This window comes from Pseudomonas taiwanensis DSM 21245, from assembly GCF_000425785.1.
GTDB classification, from domain to species: Bacteria; Pseudomonadota; Gammaproteobacteria; order Pseudomonadales; family Pseudomonadaceae; genus Aquipseudomonas; species Aquipseudomonas taiwanensis.
This window is the reverse complement of record NZ_AUEC01000026.1, coordinates 79,018-97,630: the sequence shown is the minus strand read 5'-3', so window position 1 is coordinate 97,630 and position 18,613 is coordinate 79,018. Positions and strand designations below refer to the sequence as shown.

The following is an 18,613-nucleotide window of genomic DNA, read 5'->3' as shown; positions in this document are numbered from 1 at the left end:
GGGGGGCGCAAATCGAGCGCCGCCCGCGCGGCGCATCGCGAGCAAGGCTCGCTCCTACGTTTGTTTCGGGCCAGTAACGGCAGTGACGGGCGCGCGCGACTCGTAGCGCATCGCGAGCAAGGCTCGCGCCTACGTTTGTTTCGGGCCAGTAACGGCAGTGAAAGACGCGCGCGACTCGTAGGAGCGAGCCTTGCTCGCGATGCGCCGCGCAGGCGGCGCTCGGTCTCCCAGGCACCCAAGCTGGTCTGGCTAGCCCCCGTATTGCCCTTAACCCAAGCAGCGCGTCACATGCTTGACCGACAGATACCCCGACAACCCCCAAGGCCCGAGCTCGCGCCCGATGCCGCTGCCCTTGGTCCCGCCCCACGACGTTTCGACGAACACCGCCTGCACCGAGTTGATCCACACGTGCCCGACCTCCAGCGCATCGGCCACACGCTCGGCGCGCTCAAGGTCGGCGGAGCAGACGGTAGCGACCAGGCCAAAGCGGCTGTCATTGGCTTCGGCAATCGCCTGCGCTTCGGTCGAGAAGCGACGAACACAGAGCACCGGCCCGAAGATTTCTTCCGTCCACAGGCGGCTGTCCTTCGGCACCTCGGCATACAGCGTGGGGCTGACGAACCAACCGTCACGGTCCAGCGCCTTGCCACCGGCCAGGCACTGCAAGCCCTCTTCACGCGCCGTGGCGAAGTAACTGGCCACTTTCAGCCATTGCGCCTGGCTAGTCAGCGGCCCCATGTCCACTTCCTCAATCAGCGGATTGCCAACCCGCAGCTTGTCCAAGGCTTGCTGCAGGCGCGGCAGCAATGCATCGGCGATGCCGTCCTGCACCAGCAGTCGTGAGGTGGCAGAGCACATCTGCCCGGCATTCCAGGTGATACCCGCGACGATCCAATCGACCGCCTGGTCGACATCGCAATCATCGAACACCACGATGGCCGATTTACCACCCAGCTCCAGCGTCACCGGCCGGCACTGGGCCGAAGCGCTGCGCATCACCTGGCTGCCAACACTGTTGCTGCCGGTGAACGACAGTTTGTCCAGGCCATTGTGGCCGCTCAGGGCAGCGCCGGTTTCAGCCTTGCCGTTGACGATGTTCAGCACCCCTGCAGGCAGGCCCAGGGTGTCGGCGATCTGGCCGTAGGCCTGTTCGATAAGCGGGGTCACTTCCGATGGCTTGAGCACCACGGTGCAGCCGGCCGCTAGGGCTGGGGCGAGCTTCCAGGCGCTGGTCACCAATGGGAAGTTCCACGGTACGATCAGGCCCACCACGCCCACCGGCTCCAGCCGCGTGCGGGCGGTGAAGCCGGGCGCGGCCAGTGGCACGTCGCGGTTCTTTGCCGGCAGCTGTTCGGCGAGGTCGGCGTAGTAGGCAAAGGTGGCCACGGCGTCGTCCAGGTCAATTTCGGCCTCGTGGCGTGGCTTGCCGTTATTGCGCATCTGCAAGCCGATCAGCTCTTCACGGCGTTGCCCAAGCTGCTCGGCAAAGCCGCGCAGGAACGCCGCGCGTGCGGCGGCGCTGACGGCTTTCCAGGTGGTCAGTGCCTGGCGGGCGGCGGCGACCGCCTGGTCGACCTGGGCCACGCTGGCGGCCCTCAGCTCGGCGAACGGCTGGCCGAGCGACGGGTCGTTGACGGTGATGCAATCGCTGCCCTGGCCTTCGACCCAGCGGCCAGCGATGTAGTGGGAATGGGTCATGGTCGGACTCCGGTCAGGCCATTTCGGCAGTGGTTACGGGCAGGTGCGGGGTGCGTTTGCTGGGCACCCAGCGAGGGCCATTGGGGCCATACACGCCTGCAGGTTCAGGGAACACGTTGAGCAGAATGAGGTACAGCACTCCGGCCAGCCCGAGGGTCACCGGCAAGCTCAGGTCGATGCCGCCAGCCAGGTCGCCCAGCGGGCCGACGAATTGCCCAGGCAGGTTCACGAAGCACAGGCCCACCGCCGCACTCGGGATCCATGCGCCCATGCCTCGCCAGTTCCAGCCGTGCAGGAACCAGTAGTGACCGCCGCGCTGGCCGCGGGTGAACACTTGCAGGTCGTCGGCGTGGTAGAAGCCACGGCGGGTGATCAGGCCAAGGATCATGATCACCATCCAAGGGCTGGTACAGGTGATGATCAGCACGGCGAAGGTCGACACGCTCTGCACCAGGTTGAAGGTGAAGCGACCGATGAAGATGAAGGCGATCGCGGCTACGCCGATCAGCAGGGTCGCCCCGGCGCGGCTGAGCAGGCGTGGGAACACGCTGGACATGTCCAGGCCGGTGCCGTACAGCGCGGTGGTGCCGGTCGACATGCCGCCGATCACCGCGATCAGGCATACCGGCAGGAAGAACCAGCTAGGCGAAATCGCCAGCAGGCCGCCGACGTAGTTGTTGGCGGCGATGTAGTCGGGCGCCTGGCTGGCCACCAGGGTGGCGGTGCACAGGCCGAACAGGAACGGGATCAGCGTTGCGACCTGGGCGGCGATGACCGCCAGCATGATGCGTGCCTTTGGCGTTTCCCGCGGGATGTAGCGCGACCAGTCGCCAAGGAAGGCGCCGAACGACACCGGGTTGCTCATGGCCAGGATCGCTGCACCGACGAACGCTGCCCAGAAGCCAGGCTGGCCGAGGTTCACGCTACCGGCAAAGTCCGCGTCGAAAGGCCCGGCAAAGGCGAAGATGCCCAGCAGGAACAGCAGGCTCGACGCCCACACGGCAATCTTGTTGACCCACAGCATGAAGCGGAAGCCGAAGATGCACACTACCAGCACCAGCACGGCGAACAGACCGTAGGCCAGGCCCAGGGTGAGGTCGGTTTCCGGCAGCCCGGCCAGGCGCTTGGCACCACCTACCAGGGCGTCGCCCGAACTCCAGACCGACAGCGAGAAGAACGCCACTGCCGTGAGCAGTGAGAGGAACGACCCGACGATTCGTCCATGCACGCCGAAGTGCGCGCCCGAGGACACTGCGTTGTTGGTGCCGTTGAGTGCACCGAACAGGCCCATTGGCGCAAGGATCAGCGAACCGACACCGACGCCCAGCACAATGGCCCAGACCCCGGCCTGAAACGACAGCCCGAACAGCACCGGGAAGCTGCCCAGTACCGCCGTGGCGAATGTGTTGGCGCCGCCGAAGATCAGGCGGAACAGGTCCAGTGGGGAAGCGTCGCGTTGATCGTCGGGGATCTGTTCGACGCCATTGGTCTCGATACCGGTCGAGTGGCTCATGATGATGCTCCAGCGCGGTTGTTGTAGGTCGGCGCGGTGCGCGGACCCTCTTGTGGGTGCGATGGCAGAGCGGCAAGGCCGCGTAAAAGGTGTAGGTCAGGCGGCGGTGACGACCGACAAGTGCTCGTGGCACGCCAGCCAGCGTTCGCCCTGGCGACGGAACACGATGGTTTCGCGCTCGGCCAGTTGGTGCTCTTGATCGGCCATGCGGATATGCGTGGCGACATCGTGCATGAACACCGCCACATCGCCTTGCAGGCTCACCTGCACATTGCTCGACCGGCATGCCAGCACGGCGAACCCTTCGGCTTGCCATTGCGCCCAGAGGTCTTCGTAGGCGCGACGAGAAAGCAGCGGCTGCGGCAAGGTATGGAACAGGAAGGTGGCGTCTTCGCTGAAGCAGGCGAAGTAGCGGGCGGTATCGTTGCTGGCGAAGGCTTCGACGAGGTCGGCAGCGGCCTGCCGTACCTGGAGTGTCTGGTCCACGGGAGTGGCCTCACGGTTTTTGTGATTGTGGTGAAGCGATTCTGGTGGGGGGCGCTGACGGGAAAAATCGCTGGCAGGAAATAATTAGTTCAGGAATTTGTGAAGTGACCAGGGGAGGATGCCCATCCGTGGCGTATTGCCGAAACCAGCGCGCTGCGCAGCCCTTGCCGACTGGCGGTCATCCTGTCTGCGCATCCTTGCCTACGCTGAATTACCCACGCACAGAAGCAAGGAGTTGCGCCATGACGTTCCAATACAAGCGCCTGGACAAGAACGATGCCGCGGTACTGCTGGTCGACCACCAGGCCGGCCTGCTCTCGCTGGTACGGGATATCGACCCCGACCGTTTCAAGAACAACGTGCTGGCCCTGTCGGACCTGGCCAAGTACTTCAAGCTGCCCACCATCCTCACCACCAGTTTCGAAACCGGCCCCAATGGCCCGCTGGTGCCCGAGCTCAAGGCGCAGTTCCCCGACGCCCCGTACATCGCCCGTCCCGGCAACATCAACGCCTGGGACAACGAAGACTTCGTCAAGGCGGTGAAAGCGACCGGCAAGAAACAACTGATCATCGCCGGCGTGGTCACTGAGGTGTGCGTGGCCTTCCCGGCGCTGTCGGCACTGGAAGAAGGCTTCGAGGTGTTCGTCGTCACCGACGCCTCCGGCACTTTCAACGAACTCACCCGCGACTCGGCCTGGCGCCGCATGGAAGCGGCCGGGGCACAGCTGATGACCTGGTTCGGCGTGGCCTGCGAGTTGCACCGCGACTGGCGCAACGACATCGAAGGGCTGGGAACGCTGTTCTCCAACCACATCCCCGACTACCGCAACCTGATGACCAGTTACAACAAGCTGGCCAAGTAAAGCAGCGGTGCGACGCTTGCGGGGCAGCAGCGAGCCCCGCGAGCCATCCAGCAAACCCCCATTAATCGACCATACTCAGTCATCATTCGCCTCCGGGAGCAGGCCATGTCCAAGTCGGCCAAAAAGAAAGCCACCCAGTCATCCGACGAAAAGCTCAGCGGCAAGGACTATGAGAAAGCGCTCAAGTCCCTGCACGTCGAACTGGTCAAGCTTCAGGAATGGGTCGTGGCCAAGGGCCTTAAGGTATGCATCGTTTTCGAAGGCCGTGATGGCGCGGGCAAGGGCGGGACCATCAAGGCCATCACCGAGCGGGTCAGTCCACGAGTCTTTCGGGTGGTTGCGTTACCGGCACCCACCGAGCGGGAAAAGACCCAGATGTACGTGCAACGCTACCTGGGCCACCTGCCTGCCGCTGGCGAGGTGGTGATCTTCGACCGCAGCTGGTACAACCGCGCCGGGGTCGAGCGGGTGATGGGGTTCTGCACCGAGGAGCAAGCCAACAAGTTCCTCACCGTGGTGCCGCTGTTCGAGAAGATGATGGTCGAGTCTGGGATCATTCTGATCAAGTACTGGCTTGAAGTCAGTGCAGAGGAGCAGACCCGACGGCTGCAGGACCGCATCAACGATGGGCGCAAACTGTGGAAGCTGTCGCCGATGGACCTGAAGTCCTATTCACGTTGGGACGACTACACCCATGCCCGTGACGAAATGTTCGCCGCCTCGGACTCATCCTGGGCGCCCTGGTTCATGGCGCACTCCAATGACAAGCGGCGCGCGCGGCTCAATATCATCAGCCACCTGCTGTCGCGCATCGAGTACAAGGACGTGACCCGCGAAGAGATCGTCAAGCTGCCCAAGCGCGGCAAGATCGGCAAGTACAAGTCCGTGGACTACCCCTTCAAGGTGGTGCCGGAACGGTTTTGACACGTGTGAAACAGCCCGTCAGTTGGCAGTCGGCGTTGGCAAGAGGGTCCGTATCGACAGTCGGGGTTCGCTTCCGACAAAGCCAGGGGATAAGCGGCCATGCCACACGACGGCAGTCTGCTACAGGCGACAGTGGTCTTCTTGCTGGCCGTGGTGCTGTTGGTGCCACTGGCGCAGCGTCTGAAACTGGGGGCGGTACCGGGCTATCTGCTGGCCGGTATCCTCATCGGCCCATCCATGTTGGGCTTGATCAACCATCCCGAGAACGTTTCCCGCCTCTCCGAAATGGGCGTGGTGATGCTGTTGTTCGTGATTGGCCTGGAGCTTTCGCCGCGCCGCCTGTGGACCATGCGCCGGTCGCTGTTCGGCGTCGGCTCGCTGCAGGTGGCGCTGACCGCCGTGGTGCTGGGGTTGCTGGCGTACCTGGTGTTCGGCCAGCCGAGGGCGGCGGCGATTGTGTTGGGCCTGGGCCTGGCGCTGTCGTCCACCGCCTTCGGTTTGCAGGTGCTGGCAGAGCGCCGGGAACTGGGTAAGCCGCAAGGGCGACTGGCTGTGAGTATCCTGTTGTTCCAGGACATCGCGGCCATTCCGCTGATCGCCGTGGTACCCCTGCTTGGTACCGGTATCAGTCCGCCGGAGGAGGGTAGTTGGCCATTGTTGGCGGTGGCATTGGGCGTTGGTTTGGTGATCGTGACGGGTCGCTACCTGCTGCAACCGGTATTCCGCTGGACCGTCGGCTCGGGGCTGCATGAACTGTCGACCGCTACGGCATTGCTGGTGGTGCTGGGCACCGCCTGGGTAATGGAGCATGTCGGGGTTTCCATGGCCTTGGGCGCTTTCCTCGCGGGTGTGGTGATGGCCGATTCGCCGTTTCGCCATGAGTTGGAGTCCCAGGTCGAGCCACTCAAGGGGCTGCTGTTGGGGCTGTTCTTCGTCGGCGTGGGGATGACCGCCGACTTGCGCCTGCTGCTGAGCATGCCGGTGCAAGTGTTGGGGCTCACCGTGTTGCTGGTGGGGGTCAAGTTACCGCTGCTGTTCATGCTTGGACGCACCGCGGGCGGCCTGGAGCGGGCCCAGGCACTGTGCCTGGCGGTGGTGCTGGCCTCGGGCGGTGAGTTCGCCTTCGTGGTGTTCAAGCTGGCGTTGGAGCATCGAGTGCTGGAGCAGCAGGTACACGACCTGCTGGTGCTCGCCATCACCCTGTCGATGGCCGTGGTGCCGCTGGTGATGATGGCCCTGGCCCGCCAGTTGCGCGATGACGCGACGGTGGCCGCAGCCGCTGCGGCCCTGCCGGAAGTCGACGAAACACCCCAGGTAGTGGTGGCCGGCCTCGGGCGCATGGGCGGTGCCATCGTGCGCATGCTGCATGGCGAGGGCGTGCGCCTGGTGGCGCTGGACACTTCGATCGAGTCAGTAAGCCGCAGCAGCGAGCCGGATGGCCCACTAGTGTTCTTTGGCGACCCGTCTCGCTCGGAGATCCTGCGGGCGGCCAGGGTCGACCAGGCCAAGCTGGTGATCGTCGCTACCGACGACCCGCAGGCCAACCTCAAGGCTGCCGATGTGCTGGCGCATCTTTATCCACAGACCCCAGTGATCGCCGCTGCGCGTGACAGCCAGGAGGCGCTGCGGCTGCTTGCCATGGGCGTCGATCCAGTGCGCGAGACCTTCCATTCCAGCCTGGAGATGGCGCGCCGGGCCCTTATCGCGTTGGGGTACAGCGAAGAGCAGGCGTCGGCCTGGGTTCAGCGATACCAACGGCAAGAGGCACGCAGGCTGCTGGATCAGCAGCACGGCAAGGGTGATTTTCCAGGTGCTCGCTGAGCGCCCTGAAGCTTCGCGGCACAGACACGCGCCATGGGGCGCACTGATCGTTCATCCGCTGAATGCGGCCAGGAGGTGAACCATGCAGTCGGGTTTCAAGCTGGACAGCGCCCTGTCGCGAGGGCTGCTCGACGTGCTGATCAAGGCCGGGCTGGTGGCGGCCCTGGTGATCTTTGCCTTTCAGGTGTTCGAGCCGTTTCTGGAGCTAATGCTCTGGGCGGTGATCCTGGCGGTCACCTTGTATCCGCTTTATAGCCGGATCAAGCGCCGTATCGGTCTGAAAAACGGGTATGTCGCAACGCTCGTGGTCTTGCTCGTGCTGGTGGTGTTGTTGGTCCCGATCTATCTGGTGGTGGTTTCCATTGGCGAGTCCGTTCATAGCCTGGTGGCGCTGCTCAAGGAGGGCGGTTGGAGTGTGCCTGCGCCACCGGAATTAGTGGCAGGCTGGCCCCTCATCGGCCCTCGGCTGTATGCCTTCTGGCAGTCGGCTTCCGAAAGCCTGGCCCCGGTGATGAACAACCTGATGCCACATCTCAAAGGCGTAGGGCTGAGCATGCTGGGCGCCGCGGCGAGTGCGGGCGGGGCGTTCCTGTTGTTCATCGGTGCCGTGATCATCTCGGGTGTGATCATGGCCTTCGGCGAGCGTGGCGAGATTGCAGCACAGCGCATCGCCATGCGGGTATCCGGCGAAGAGCGCGGCAAGCCGTTGGCCAAACTGTGCACCGCGACGATACGGGCGGTCGCCCAGGGCGTGATTGGCATCGCCTTTATCCAGATGCTGCTGATTGGCGTCGGTTTCGTGGTCAAGGGCGTGCCGGGGGCGGGCATGTTGGCGATCGTTGTGTTGATGCTGGGGATCGCCCAGGCGCCAGCGACCCTGGTGACCGTTCCGGTGATCATCTACGTATTCAATGTCGAGGGTTTCACCGCTGCGACCATTGTCTTTGCCGTCTACACCTTCGTCGCGGGGCTTGCCGACAACGTGCTCAAACCGCTGCTGCTGGGGCGCGGGGTGGACGTGCCGATGCCGGTGGTGTTGATCGGAGCCTTGGGCGGCATGGTGGTCAAGGGCATCATCGGTTTGTTCATAGGCCCAGTCATCCTCGGCGTTGCCTATGTGCTTTTCTGGCAGTGGGTGGCGTTGCAGGTGCCGGAGCAACCTGTGCCGCCAGCAGCATGAGCCAGGCCTGTCATGCCCAAGCGCTGCCATGGCCTGATCCTGTTGCTGGTGCTCACCGGCTGTAGCCAGGTCGGCCCGGATTTCGCGGCGCCCCAGGACCGGTGGTTGCAAGGCTGGAGCACACCCCTGCTGGAACAGGCGGGGCGTACCGCACCGACACCTGATCTGAGCCGGTGGTGGGCGGTGTTCGCCGACCCGACGCTGGATGCGCTGATTGCCGAGGCTGACGCTCAGAATACCAACCTGCGGGTGGCAGGCCTGCGCATCGTCGAGGCACGTGCGCAACTGGCCATTGTGCAGACCGGACGCTATCCCCAGTTGCAGCAGTTACGTGCGCAAAGCCTGTACCTCAAGCAGGACCAGTCCGGCACCCCGACCGCTCGTGACTCGGTGTTCTGGCAGTCCAGCCTGGGTTTCGACATTGCCTGGGAGGTGGATTTCTGGGGACGATTCAGCCGCGCCATCGAGTCGGCCGATGCCGCCTACTTCGCCTCCCAGGCCAACTATGCCGACGCCATGGTGCTGCTGCGCGCGCAGGTGGCCGACACCTATTTCGGCTTGCGCACCGCCGAGGCGCGCCTGGCCATCGCCCAAGAAAACGCCAGGCGCCAGGCCCGCAGCCTGGAAATCACCGAGCGGTTGTTCCGCCATGGCGAAAACGACGAGCTGGACTGGCAGCAGGCGCGCACGCAGTACCTGGCCACCCAGGCGACCATTCCCGAGTTCCAGAACCAGGTGAATGCCTTGCGAAATGTGCTGTGTTCGCTGATCGGCCGGCCGCCTGGTCCGTTGCCGGAGCTCGAAGCGCGCCATGGCCAGTTGCCTCTGCCGGATCGGGCGGTTCTGCAGGACGTGCCCGCCAACCTGCTGCAACGCCGCCCGGATATCCGCGCCGCCGAGCAGGCGGTGGCGGCGCAGTCGGCCCTGGTGGGCGTGGCCGAGGCTGATCTTTATCCGTCGTTGAGCTTGCTGGGCAGCATTGGCTGGAGCTTCGTCACGGCCAATCACGTGCCCGATACGTTCGACCTCGCAGCCGGACCGAGCCTGATCTGGAACCCGTTCGACTATGGCCGGCGCAAGAACGCCGTGCGGGTGGAGGATGCGCGTTTGCAGCAGTTGATCGAGCGGTATCACCAGAATGTGCGCGACGCTGCACGCGAGGCGGACGATGCCGCCAGCGGCCTGGTGCGCTCGCTGGAAAGCGCCGGTATTCGCCAGCAGGCGTCGCAGGCCGCGCAACGTTCGTTGAGCTTGGCCAGCTCGCAGTACCGTGAGGGCTTCGCCGATTTTCAGCGGGTGCTCGATGCCCAGCAGCTGCTGTTGCAGCAGCAGGACGGATACCTGGTCAGCCGAGGCAACGCCGTCAGCAGCCTGGTGAGCCTGTACAAGGCGCTAGGTGGAGGCTGGGAGCAGGTTGGTGAGCCGATCCCGCCGGCGACCCGCCAGCAGATGCAACAACGCACCGACTGGGGAACGCTGCTCGATGGGCCAGCCCCTGAACATCAGGAAACAGGTACGCGAAGATGAGCGACGCCCAGGGTACACCGCCGACACCAGCAGCACCGGACCGGGGCATGCGCTGGGTGCTGCTGCTGATTGTCGTCAGCCTGGTCTGGTACCTGCTGGCCGACCGCTTCACGCCTTACACCCAGCAGGCCCGCTTGCAGGCCTACGTGGTACCGGTCAGTGCCGAAGTGGCAGGCCAGATCAGGCGGGTGGCGGTGGGCAACAACCAGGAAGTGCGCAGGGGCGATGTGCTGTTCGAACTGGACCCCGAGCAGTACCGCATCGCGTTGGCACGGGCCGAAGCGGACCTGGACACCATGCGCCGGCAGATCGGCGCCCATACTGCTGGCATCGACTCGGCCCAGGCCGCGCTGGTGGCCGCCCAGGCCAACGAGCGCAAGGCGCGGCAAGATGCCGAACGGTTGAAGCGGCTGATCGACGAGGACCCCGGCACGGTGTCGGTGCGGCGTCTGGAAGGGGCCCAGGCGACCCGCGACCAGGCCATCAGCCAGGTCGCCGCAGCCCGCGCGGAAGTCGAGCGGGCCCGTGAACAGCAGGGCGGGGCTGAAGCGGACAACGCCCAGTTGCGCAGTGCCGCGGCCAATGTGCAAAAGGCCCGTCTGGACCTGGCGCGCACCGTGGTACGGGCCGAGGCCAATGGCCTGATCACCGACCTGCGTACCGATGTGGGCCACTACGTCGCGGCAGGCAGCCCGATGATGACCCTGATCGCCATCCATGATCTGTGGATAAGTGCCGACATGACCGAGAACAACCTTGGCTACCTGCAGTCCGGTACGCCGGTACTGGTGGTGCTCGATGCACTACCGGGCAAGGTGCTGCGCGGGCGTGTGCGCAGTATTGGCCGTGGCGTGAGCGTTGGTCAGAGTACCCCGCCGGGCAGCTTACCGACGGTGCAGAACAGCCGTGAGTGGTTGCGTTCGGCGCAACGCTTTCCGGTAATCGTCGAGCTGGAACGCGATCAGCTGCAAAGCGCTGCCGGCCTGCGGGTAGGCGGTCAGGCCGAAGTCATGGCGCTGCCTCGCGAAGGCAACCCGCTGAACCTGTTGGCCAGGGTGTTCATGTGGCTGATGAGCTGGATGTCCTATGCCTATTGAGCTGCGTCGCTTGCGCGCCCTGCGCTTGGCGTGGGGCACGGCGTTGTGCCTGGCGGTCAGTTTCGGCCTTGGCCTGCCGGTGCCGATTCTGGCGCCTGTGTTCGCCGTGCTGCTGCTGGCGATGCGCAGCCAACCTCTGCCGTTGCGCGCCGCGCCGTTGCTGGCGCTGCTGGTGCTGCTCAGTTGCGGCAGTGGCCTGTTGCTGATTCCGTTGCTGCGCCATGCCCCGGTCAGCGGGGTGCTGGTGGTTGGCACCGGCGTATACCTGGTACTGCGCTATGCCCTGCTGGGGGGCAACGGCTTGCTGGCGAACCTGCTGGTCATCGGCCTGACCATGATCGCCGCGGCAGGCACAAGTGACTTCACCCTGGCGCTGTCGGTGGTCGAGGCCATGGCCAAGGGCATGCTCCTGGCAACCCTGGGCTGTGCCCTGGCGCATCTGTTGTTCCCCGAACCTGCCGATGCTCCCGTCCCATCCCCCCCGGCACGGCTGAATGACAATGAGGTTGGGTGGGTGGCCTTGCGTGCCACCCTGATCGTGATGCCAGCGTTTCTGTTGGCATTGATCGCACCGGACACGTTCATGCCGCTGATCATGAAATCGGTGAGCTTGGGGCAACAGGCCGGCGAGACCCGCGCGCGGCATGCCAGCCGCGAATTGATCGGTTCGACCCTGCTGGCCGGGGCGCTGGCGATCCTGCTGTGGGGTGCGCTTGGCCTGTTCGTGCACCTGTGGATGTTCTTCTTGTGGGGGCTGCTGTTCTGTCTTTGGCAGGCGCGCAGGCTCTACCAGGCAGTGATGACGCAGCAGACGCCGGCTTTTTGGATCAGTTGCCTGACGACGTTCCTGATCCTTCTGGGGCAATCGGTGCAGGACAGTGCAGCCGGGCAGGATGTGTACCGTGCGTTTGCCGTGCGCATGGCACTGTTCGTCGCGGTGTCGTTGTATGCCAGCGCGATGCTGATCTGGATCGACAGGCGTCGTGCCAGGCAGGTCGTCACGCCGTGATGTCATCCGCCAGGCTTTGTATGAAAAGCTTTGATACTCGGTGATGCTGCGTTGAAAACAGCCTCGGGCCTGACGTTCGTCTCAAGACGTTTCATGTAGACCCTAGGGCTGCCAGTCGACGCCGGTATCCTTCAGGTAGGCATCCACGGCGGCGCCTACCGTGGGATGAAAGGCCTGCGCACCAATGCAATGGAACAGCTCGAAGCGCTTCATCTTGTCCTTGACCGGGTCTTTCATCTCGGCAAATTGCAGCTCAACGCCGCGGGATTCAAGGATGCGGTCCAGTTCGGCGAGCATGTCAGCGGAGGTGATGTCGATGCTGGTCACAGGCTCGGCGGCCACCACCAGGCGTTGTACCGGGGTCGGCGACTCGTCGATCGCTGCCATTACGGTGTTATGGAACTGCTCGGCATTGGCGAAGAACAGCGGAGCATCCCAACGCAGCAGCACCAGCCCCGGAATCCGTCGTGCGTGCGGGTGGCGCTCGATGTCGTGGTAACCGCGGGTGCCATCCACACGGCCCAGCACGGCGAAATGCGGACGCCAGCCGTCCCAGAGAAATTCGATCACCGAGATCACCACCGCGATGCCGATGCCAGGAATAGCGCCGAACACCGCCACGCCGACGAAGCAGGTGAACGACAACCAGAACTCCCATTGCTGCATACGGAAGATGCGCTTGAGGTCGGCGAACTCGAACAGCCCCAGCGCGGCGGCGATCACCACTGCCGCCAGGGCGCTGTTGGGCAGATAGCGCATCAGGTTGGGCGCCACCAGCAACAGGAGCGTGACTGCCAGCGCGCCGATGATGCCGGTCAGTTGGGTCTTGGAGCCAGCAGCTTCGGCGACTGGGGTGCGTGACGAGCTGCTGCTGATGGGGATGCCCTGGAACAACCCGGACGCCAGATTGGCCACGCCCAGGCCGAACATTTCCTGGTTCGGGTTCACCGGAGCCTTCAAGCGAGCGGCGTAGGTGCGCGACAGCACGCTAGTGTCAGCGAAGGACACCAGTGCCACGGCGATGCCGCCCAGTAGCACCTCCACCAGATCAATGTCGCTCAGCCATGGAAAGGTGAAACTGGGCAGGCCCTGGGGCAGCTCGCCGAGCACCTTCACGCCCTGCTGGTCCAGGTTCAGCACGCTCACGGCCACGGTGGCCAGCACCACCGCGATGAGGATGCCGGGGAGACGTTTGTAGGGTTTGAGCAACACGATCAACGCCAGGCTGGCGCCACCCACCGCGAAGCTTGGCCAATGGCCTTGGCCGGCGAACAAGGCCTGGGCCAGTTGCCAGAGATCGCGCAAAGGGCCCTGGCTGTCGAACGAAAGGCCGAACAGCTTGGGTAGCTGGCTGATCAACACCGTCAGGGCAATGCCGTTCATATAGCCATAGCGGATTGGTTTGGACAGCAGTTCGGTGATGAAGCCCAGCCGCAGCAGGCCGGCGACCATGCAGAACGCACCGGCCACCAGGGCCATCATGCTGGCGATGGCGATAGCCCGTTGTGGGTCGCTGGCGGCGTATTGCACCACCACGGCGAGGATGGGGGCCGCCAGTGCCGAGTCCGGGCCGAGCACCAGAATGCGGCTGGGGCCGAACAGGGCGTACGCCAACAGCGGGACGATGGTGGCATACAGGCCGTAGATGCCCGGTACCCCGGAGGCTTCGGCGTAGGCGATCCCCACGGGGACCAGCATGGTGGTCAGGACCAGGCCCGCGGCGAGGTCCCTGGGGAGCCAGGTGGGTTGGTAGTGGAGCAGGGTGGCCAGACCGGGGAGCCAGCGTTGCCAGTCGAAGCGGGAGGCGCGAGGCGATTTTTCCATGGTGCAGGCTCCGGGAAGTGGGGGGCTCTACAGCACTAGCGCGCCCCCATCAACCTCAAGGATGCAAGACATTTGCGAACTTGCAACCCGCTGCTTGAGGTCACATCAGCTTGGGAATTGGCTTACCGGGGCCAGGAAGGGCTCACGGCTGCCCAGCGGGCAAAAGAAAACCCCTTGGGCATTGCTGCCCAAGGGGTTTTCGTATCGCGACTGGCCTGGTCTCAGACGTTGAAGCGGAAGTGCATCACGTCACCGTCCTTGACGATGTAGTCCTTGCCTTCCAGACGCCATTTACCGGCTTCCTTGGCGCCGCTTTCACCCTTGAATTGGATGAAGTCGTCGTAGGCGACAACTTCAGCGCGGATGAAGCCTTTTTCGAAGTCGGTGTGGATCACGCCAGCGGCCTGAGGCGCGGTAGCGCCGACGCGTACGGTCCAGGCACGTACTTCCTGCACGCCGGCAGTGAAGTAGGTCTGCAGGTTCAGCAACTGGTAACCGGCACGGATCACGCGGTTCAGGCCAGGCTCTTCCAGGCCCAGGGCCTCGAGGAACATGTCCTTCTCTTCGCCTTCATCCAGCTCGGCGATTTCCGCCTCGATCTTGTTGCACACCGGCACCACGACCGCGCCTTCTTCCTCGGCGATGGCCTTGACCACGTCCAGGTGCGGGTTGTTTTCGAAGCCGTCTTCGGCAACGTTGGCGATGTACATGACTGGCTTGCTGGTCAGCAGGTGGAAGCCACGGATCACGGCCTTGTCTTCGGCGCTCATGTTCTTCATCAGGCTGCGCGCAGGCTTGCCTTCGGTGAAGTGCGGAATGAGCTGCTCAAGGATGGCCTTCTGTGCCAGGGCTTCCTTGTCGCCACCTTTGGCGTTACGGGCAACCTTCTGCAGTTGCTTTTCGCAGCTGTCGAGGTCGGCGAAGATCAGTTCGAGGTCAATGATCTCGATGTCGCGCTTGGGGTCGACGCTGTTGGAGACGTGAATCACGTTCTCGTCTTCGAAGCAGCGCACCACGTGGGCGATTGCGTCGGTTTCGCGGATGTTGGCCAGGAACTTGTTGCCCAGGCCTTCACCTTTGGATGCGCCCGCCACCAGGCCGGCGATGTCGACGAATTCCATGGTGGTCGGCAGGATGCGGTTCGGCTTGACGATTTCCGCCAGCGCGTTCAGGCGCGCATCAGGCATCGGCACGATGCCGCTGTTCGGCTCGATGGTGCAGAAAGGGAAGTTCTCCGCCGCGATGCCGGACTTGGTCAGGGCGTTGAACAGGGTGGACTTGCCGACGTTGGGCAGGCCGACGATGCCGCAATTGAAACCCATGGGTGTTCCCCTCTCTAGGAAATCAGGCCTTCTGGCTGTGCAGTTCGCGCATCGCCTTGGCGAAGTCGCCAGCGAGCACGTCCGGCATCACGCCGAGGGCAAAATCGATGCTGGCGTCGAGCTTCTCCTGCTCGGCGCGCGGCGCGCGGCCCAGGACGAAGTTGGAGACCAGTTTGGCGTCGCCCGGGTGGCCGATGCCAAGCCGCAGGCGGTGGAAGTCGTTCTGGTTGCCGAGCTGCGCGATGATGTCGCGCAGGCCGTTGTGCCCTCCATGGCCGCCGCCGCGCTTGAGCTTGGCAACGCCCGGAGGCAGGTCGAGTTCGTCATGCGCCACCAGAATGGCCTCCGGCTTGATGCGGAAGAAATTGGCCAATGCCGCCACGGACTGGCCGCTGCGGTTCATGTAGGTGGTGGGGATCAGCAGACGAACGTCGTGACCCTGATGGCTGAACTTAGCCGTCAGGCCGAAATATTTTTTGTCAGCGGTCAGCGACACGCGCTGGGCGCTGGCAAGGCGTTCAACGAAAAGAGCCCCTGCGTTATGCCGGGTCTGTTCGTATTCGGGGCCGGGGTTACCCAGGCCAACGATCAACTGGATGGCGGTCACGTCAGGGGCTCTTCCTTGGAGTTGGTGGGTTACAGGGCGCGGGGCACTGTAACCCGGTCAACACCGGCGCGCGAGTGGATTACTCGGCAGCGCCTTCAGCTTCTGGAGCAACGCGCGGAGCGTGAACGTTGGCAACAGCTTTGTCATCACCGTGGGCCAGAGCGACGAACTCTACGCCTTTCGGAGCTTTCAGGTCCGACAGGTGGATGATGGTGCCGATTTCAGCCTTGGCCAGGTCGACTTCGATGAACTCAGGCAGGTCCTTGGCTTCGCAGGAAACTTCAACCTCGGCCACTACGTGGGAGATTTCGCCGCCTTTCTTGACCGGGGCTTCTTCGTTGATGAAGTGAACCGGCACTTTGGCGGTCAGCTTCTGGCCTGCAACGACGCGAACGAAGTCGGCGTGCATGATGAAGCCTTTGGCCGGGTGGCGCTGCATGGCCTTGACCACGACGTTCTGTTTGGCGCCGTCGACGTTCAGTTCGATAACGTGGCTGAAGGCAGCTTCGTTTTCGAACAGCTTGGTGATTTCCTTGGCCAGGATGGTCAGGGATTGGGCTTCTTTATCGCCACCGTAGACAACGGCAGGGATGTTGGCGGAGTGACGCAGGCGGCGGCTCGCACCTTTCCCCAGGTCAGTACGCGCTTGGGCGTTCAGGATGAAGTCAGTCATTTTGTATCTCCAAAATAGCCTCCCGAGGGCGTTTGCGACCAGCGCCAACGGGGATGGCAAAAAAGCCCCGCCCCAACAACAGGTGTTGGGGCGGGGCGCTTTTCGTCAGCAGGTGTTCCGCTTAGCGGAACATCGCACTGATCGATTCTTCGTTGCTGATGCGGCGTACCGCTTCAGCGACAACCGGTGCGATATCCAACTGGCGGATACGGTCACAGGCTTGAGCAGCGGCGGACAGCGGAACGGTGTTGGTCACCACCAGCTCGTCCAGTACCGACTTCTCGATGTTCTCGATCGCGCGGCCCGACAGGACAGGGTGCGTGCAGTAGGCGTAAACCTTGGCAGCGCCGTGTTCTTTCAGGGCCTTGGCCGCGTGGCACAGAGTGCCGGCGGTGTCGACCATATCGTCTACCAGGATGCAGGTGCGCCCTTCGACGTCGCCGATGATGTGCATGACCTCGGAGTGGTTAGCCTTCTCGCGGCGCTTGTCGATGATACCCAGATCGACACCCAGGGACTTGGCGACGGCACGTGCGCGCACGACACCACCGATGTCCGGGGAAACGATCATCAGGTTCTCGAAACGCTGGTCTTCGATGTCGTCGACCAGTACGGGCGAGCCGTAGATGTTGTCGACGGGGATATCGAAGAAACCCTGGATCTGGTCAGCGTGCAGGTCGACGGTGAGAACACGGTCGATACCCACGACAGTGAGCATGTCAGCGACGACTTTGGCGCTGATGGCTACACGTGCCGAACGCGGACGGCGGTCCTGGCGGGCGTATCCGAAGTAAGGAATCACGGCGGTGATTCGCGACGCTGAGGAGCGGCGGAAGGCATCAGCCATCACGACCAGTTCCATCAGGTTGTCGTTGGTTGGGGCACAGGTTGGCTGGATGATGAAGACGTCCTTACCGCGAACGTTTTCATTGATCTCAGCACTGATTTCGCCGTCGGAGAATTTGCCGACAGAAACATCACCCAGTGGAATGTGCAGCTGACGTACGACACGCCGAGCCAGATCGGGGTTGGCATTCCCCGTAAAGACCATCATCTTGGACACGCGCAGTACCTGAAGGCTGAGGGTAACCTGGATGAGTATAAGGAAAATGGCAGGGGCGGCTGGATTCGAACCAACGCATGGCAGGATCAAAACCTGCTGCCTTACCGCTTGGCGACGCCCCTGTATCTGTTGCTGCGAGCGCTAGGCACTCGACTTCTTGATCAGACTTTGCAGCTTGCGATGCAACATCGAAACATTGCTTCCTTTCGCCACAAACCCTGTTTGGGTCTCTGAAAGAAGGGCCAGAACTTTATCAGCTTCGGCTTTGCTTGGGAAGGCCCCAAACACACAACTTCCAGTGCCGGTCAGTCGAGCTTCAGTGAATTTACCCAATGAATTCAACGCATTGCGAACTTCTGGGTAACTCTGCTCTACCACCGGTTGGCAGTCATTTCGACTGTTTCCCTCGGGAACGGGGCGCATCTTAAGGGGGAGGGAATCACGTGTCAACTGTGGATGCGAAAAAATTTCTACAGTACTGACAGAGACTTGCGGCACCAGTACGACGTACCAGGGCTCTTCGGGGTCGACCGGGGTCAGCTGCTCGCCGACACCTTGGGCGAAAGCTGCATGACCGCGAACGAATACGGGGACATCGGCGCCCAGGGACAGGCCCAGGCTCGCCAGTCGGTCTTCATCCCAGCCCAGCTGCCACAAGTGGTCCAGGGCCAGCAGGGTGGTCGCGGCATCGGAACTGCCGCCACCGATTCCACCGCCCATGGGTAAAACCTTGGTCAACCAGATGTCGGCGCCCAGGTGGGTGCCAGACTGCTCCTGCAGTTTACGGGCGGCGCGCACGATCAGGTTGCTGTCATGTGGCACCGAGTCGATCTCGGTGTGCAGGCGGACCTGGCCGTCGTCACGTAGGGCGAAGCTCAGCTCGTCACCGTGTTCGAGGAACTGGAACACGGTTTCCAGTTCGTGGTAGCCGTCCGGGCGACGACCGATGATATGCAGCCACAGGTTGAGCTTGGCCGGCGCGGGCAGGGTGAGCTTTTGCATAGTT

Annotated in this window: 16 protein-coding genes and 1 tRNA gene; 7 read left to right on the top strand and 10 right to left on the bottom strand. The window is 63.4% G+C overall.

The genetic code is table 11. The annotated features are described in order from the left end of the window. Positions 1 to 267: 267 nt before the first annotated feature. From H620_RS0112975 to H620_RS0112965, 3 genes are all read right to left on the bottom strand, one after another. Positions 268 to 1,698, bottom strand: a complete 1,431-nt coding sequence (locus H620_RS0112975) for an aldehyde dehydrogenase family protein (RefSeq protein WP_027907467.1) — start codon at positions 1,696 to 1,698, stop codon at positions 268 to 270. 13 nt (positions 1,699 to 1,711) lie between these two features. Continuing rightward, the gene (locus H620_RS0112970) at positions 1,712 to 3,211 is read right to left on the bottom strand and encodes a purine-cytosine permease family protein (protein WP_023382371.1); all 1,500 of its coding nucleotides are present in this window, start codon (positions 3,209 to 3,211) and stop codon (positions 1,712 to 1,714) included. 96 nt (positions 3,212 to 3,307) lie between these two features. Continuing rightward, positions 3,308 to 3,697: a YybH family protein gene (locus H620_RS0112965; protein WP_027907466.1), complete on the bottom strand. Its 390-nt coding sequence runs from the start codon at positions 3,695 to 3,697 to the stop codon at positions 3,308 to 3,310. Between the two features lie 242 nt (positions 3,698 to 3,939). Here H620_RS0112965 and ycaC point away from each other — a divergent pair, with 242 nt between their 5' ends. From ycaC to H620_RS0112930, 7 genes are all read left to right on the top strand, one after another. Then, a complete protein-coding gene (ycaC, locus tag H620_RS0112960; protein WP_023382369.1) occupies positions 3,940 to 4,560 on the top strand; it encodes an isochorismate family cysteine hydrolase YcaC in 621 nt (206 codons plus the stop codon). Between the two features lie 105 nt (positions 4,561 to 4,665). Beyond that, positions 4,666 to 5,484 (top strand): polyphosphate kinase 2, encoded by an 819-nt coding sequence (gene ppk2 / locus H620_RS0112955; RefSeq protein WP_023382368.1) that lies wholly within the window; start codon positions 4,666 to 4,668, stop codon positions 5,482 to 5,484. A gap of 99 nt (positions 5,485 to 5,583) precedes the next feature. Further along, entirely contained in the window at positions 5,584 to 7,305 is a 1,722-nt protein-coding gene (locus tag H620_RS25765; RefSeq protein WP_081669693.1) for a monovalent cation:proton antiporter-2 (CPA2) family protein, read from the top strand. An 82-nt stretch (positions 7,306 to 7,387) separates the two neighbouring features. After that, positions 7,388 to 8,485: an AI-2E family transporter gene (locus H620_RS0112945; protein ID WP_027907465.1), complete on the top strand. Its 1,098-nt coding sequence runs from the start codon at positions 7,388 to 7,390 to the stop codon at positions 8,483 to 8,485. Between the two features lie 12 nt (positions 8,486 to 8,497). Next, the gene (locus H620_RS0112940; RefSeq protein WP_027907464.1) at positions 8,498 to 10,012 is read left to right on the top strand and encodes an efflux transporter outer membrane subunit; all 1,515 of its coding nucleotides are present in this window, start codon (positions 8,498 to 8,500) and stop codon (positions 10,010 to 10,012) included. Then, positions 10,009 to 11,109 carry an HlyD family secretion protein gene (locus H620_RS0112935; RefSeq protein ID WP_027907463.1) on the top strand — a complete coding sequence of 367 codons (1,101 nt, stop codon included), beginning with the start codon at positions 10,009 to 10,011 and terminating at the stop codon, positions 11,107 to 11,109. Before H620_RS0112940 ends, H620_RS0112935 begins: the two co-directional genes overlap by 4 nt. Beyond that, entirely contained in the window at positions 11,099 to 12,118 is a 1,020-nt protein-coding gene (locus H620_RS0112930) for a DUF2955 domain-containing protein (protein ID WP_027907462.1), read from the top strand. The genes H620_RS0112935 and H620_RS0112930 overlap by 11 nt, the downstream gene beginning before the upstream one ends. A gap of 102 nt (positions 12,119 to 12,220) precedes the next feature. On the opposite strand, the gene H620_RS0112925 is transcribed toward H620_RS0112930, so the two are convergent. The 7 genes from H620_RS0112925 to ispE all read right to left on the bottom strand — a co-directional run bounded on the left by H620_RS0112925 (position 12,221) and on the right by ispE (position 18,609). Beyond that, positions 12,221 to 13,942 (bottom strand): SulP family inorganic anion transporter, encoded by a 1,722-nt coding sequence (locus tag H620_RS0112925; RefSeq protein WP_027907461.1) that lies wholly within the window; start codon positions 13,940 to 13,942, stop codon positions 12,221 to 12,223. 221 nt (positions 13,943 to 14,163) lie between these two features. Next, positions 14,164 to 15,264, bottom strand: coding sequence for a redox-regulated ATPase YchF (gene ychF / locus H620_RS0112920; RefSeq protein ID WP_023382361.1), 1,101 nt, complete (start codon positions 15,262 to 15,264; stop codon positions 14,164 to 14,166). A 22-nt stretch (positions 15,265 to 15,286) separates the two neighbouring features. Then, positions 15,287 to 15,871: an aminoacyl-tRNA hydrolase gene (gene pth / locus H620_RS0112915; protein ID WP_023382360.1), complete on the bottom strand. Its 585-nt coding sequence runs from the start codon at positions 15,869 to 15,871 to the stop codon at positions 15,287 to 15,289. Between the two features lie 79 nt (positions 15,872 to 15,950). Then, the gene (locus tag H620_RS0112910) at positions 15,951 to 16,544 is read right to left on the bottom strand and encodes a 50S ribosomal protein L25/general stress protein Ctc (RefSeq protein ID WP_023382359.1); all 594 of its coding nucleotides are present in this window, start codon (positions 16,542 to 16,544) and stop codon (positions 15,951 to 15,953) included. A 121-nt stretch (positions 16,545 to 16,665) separates the two neighbouring features. Next, a complete protein-coding gene (locus H620_RS0112905; RefSeq protein ID WP_016391678.1) occupies positions 16,666 to 17,607 on the bottom strand; it encodes a ribose-phosphate pyrophosphokinase in 942 nt (313 codons plus the stop codon). Between the two features lie 47 nt (positions 17,608 to 17,654). Continuing rightward, positions 17,655 to 17,729 (bottom strand) — tRNA-Gln (locus H620_RS0112900). Between the two features lie 19 nt (positions 17,730 to 17,748). Next, positions 17,749 to 18,609, bottom strand: coding sequence for a 4-(cytidine 5'-diphospho)-2-C-methyl-D-erythritol kinase (gene ispE / locus H620_RS0112895; RefSeq protein WP_023382358.1), 861 nt, complete (start codon positions 18,607 to 18,609; stop codon positions 17,749 to 17,751). Between the last annotated feature and the right edge of the window lie 4 nt (positions 18,610 to 18,613).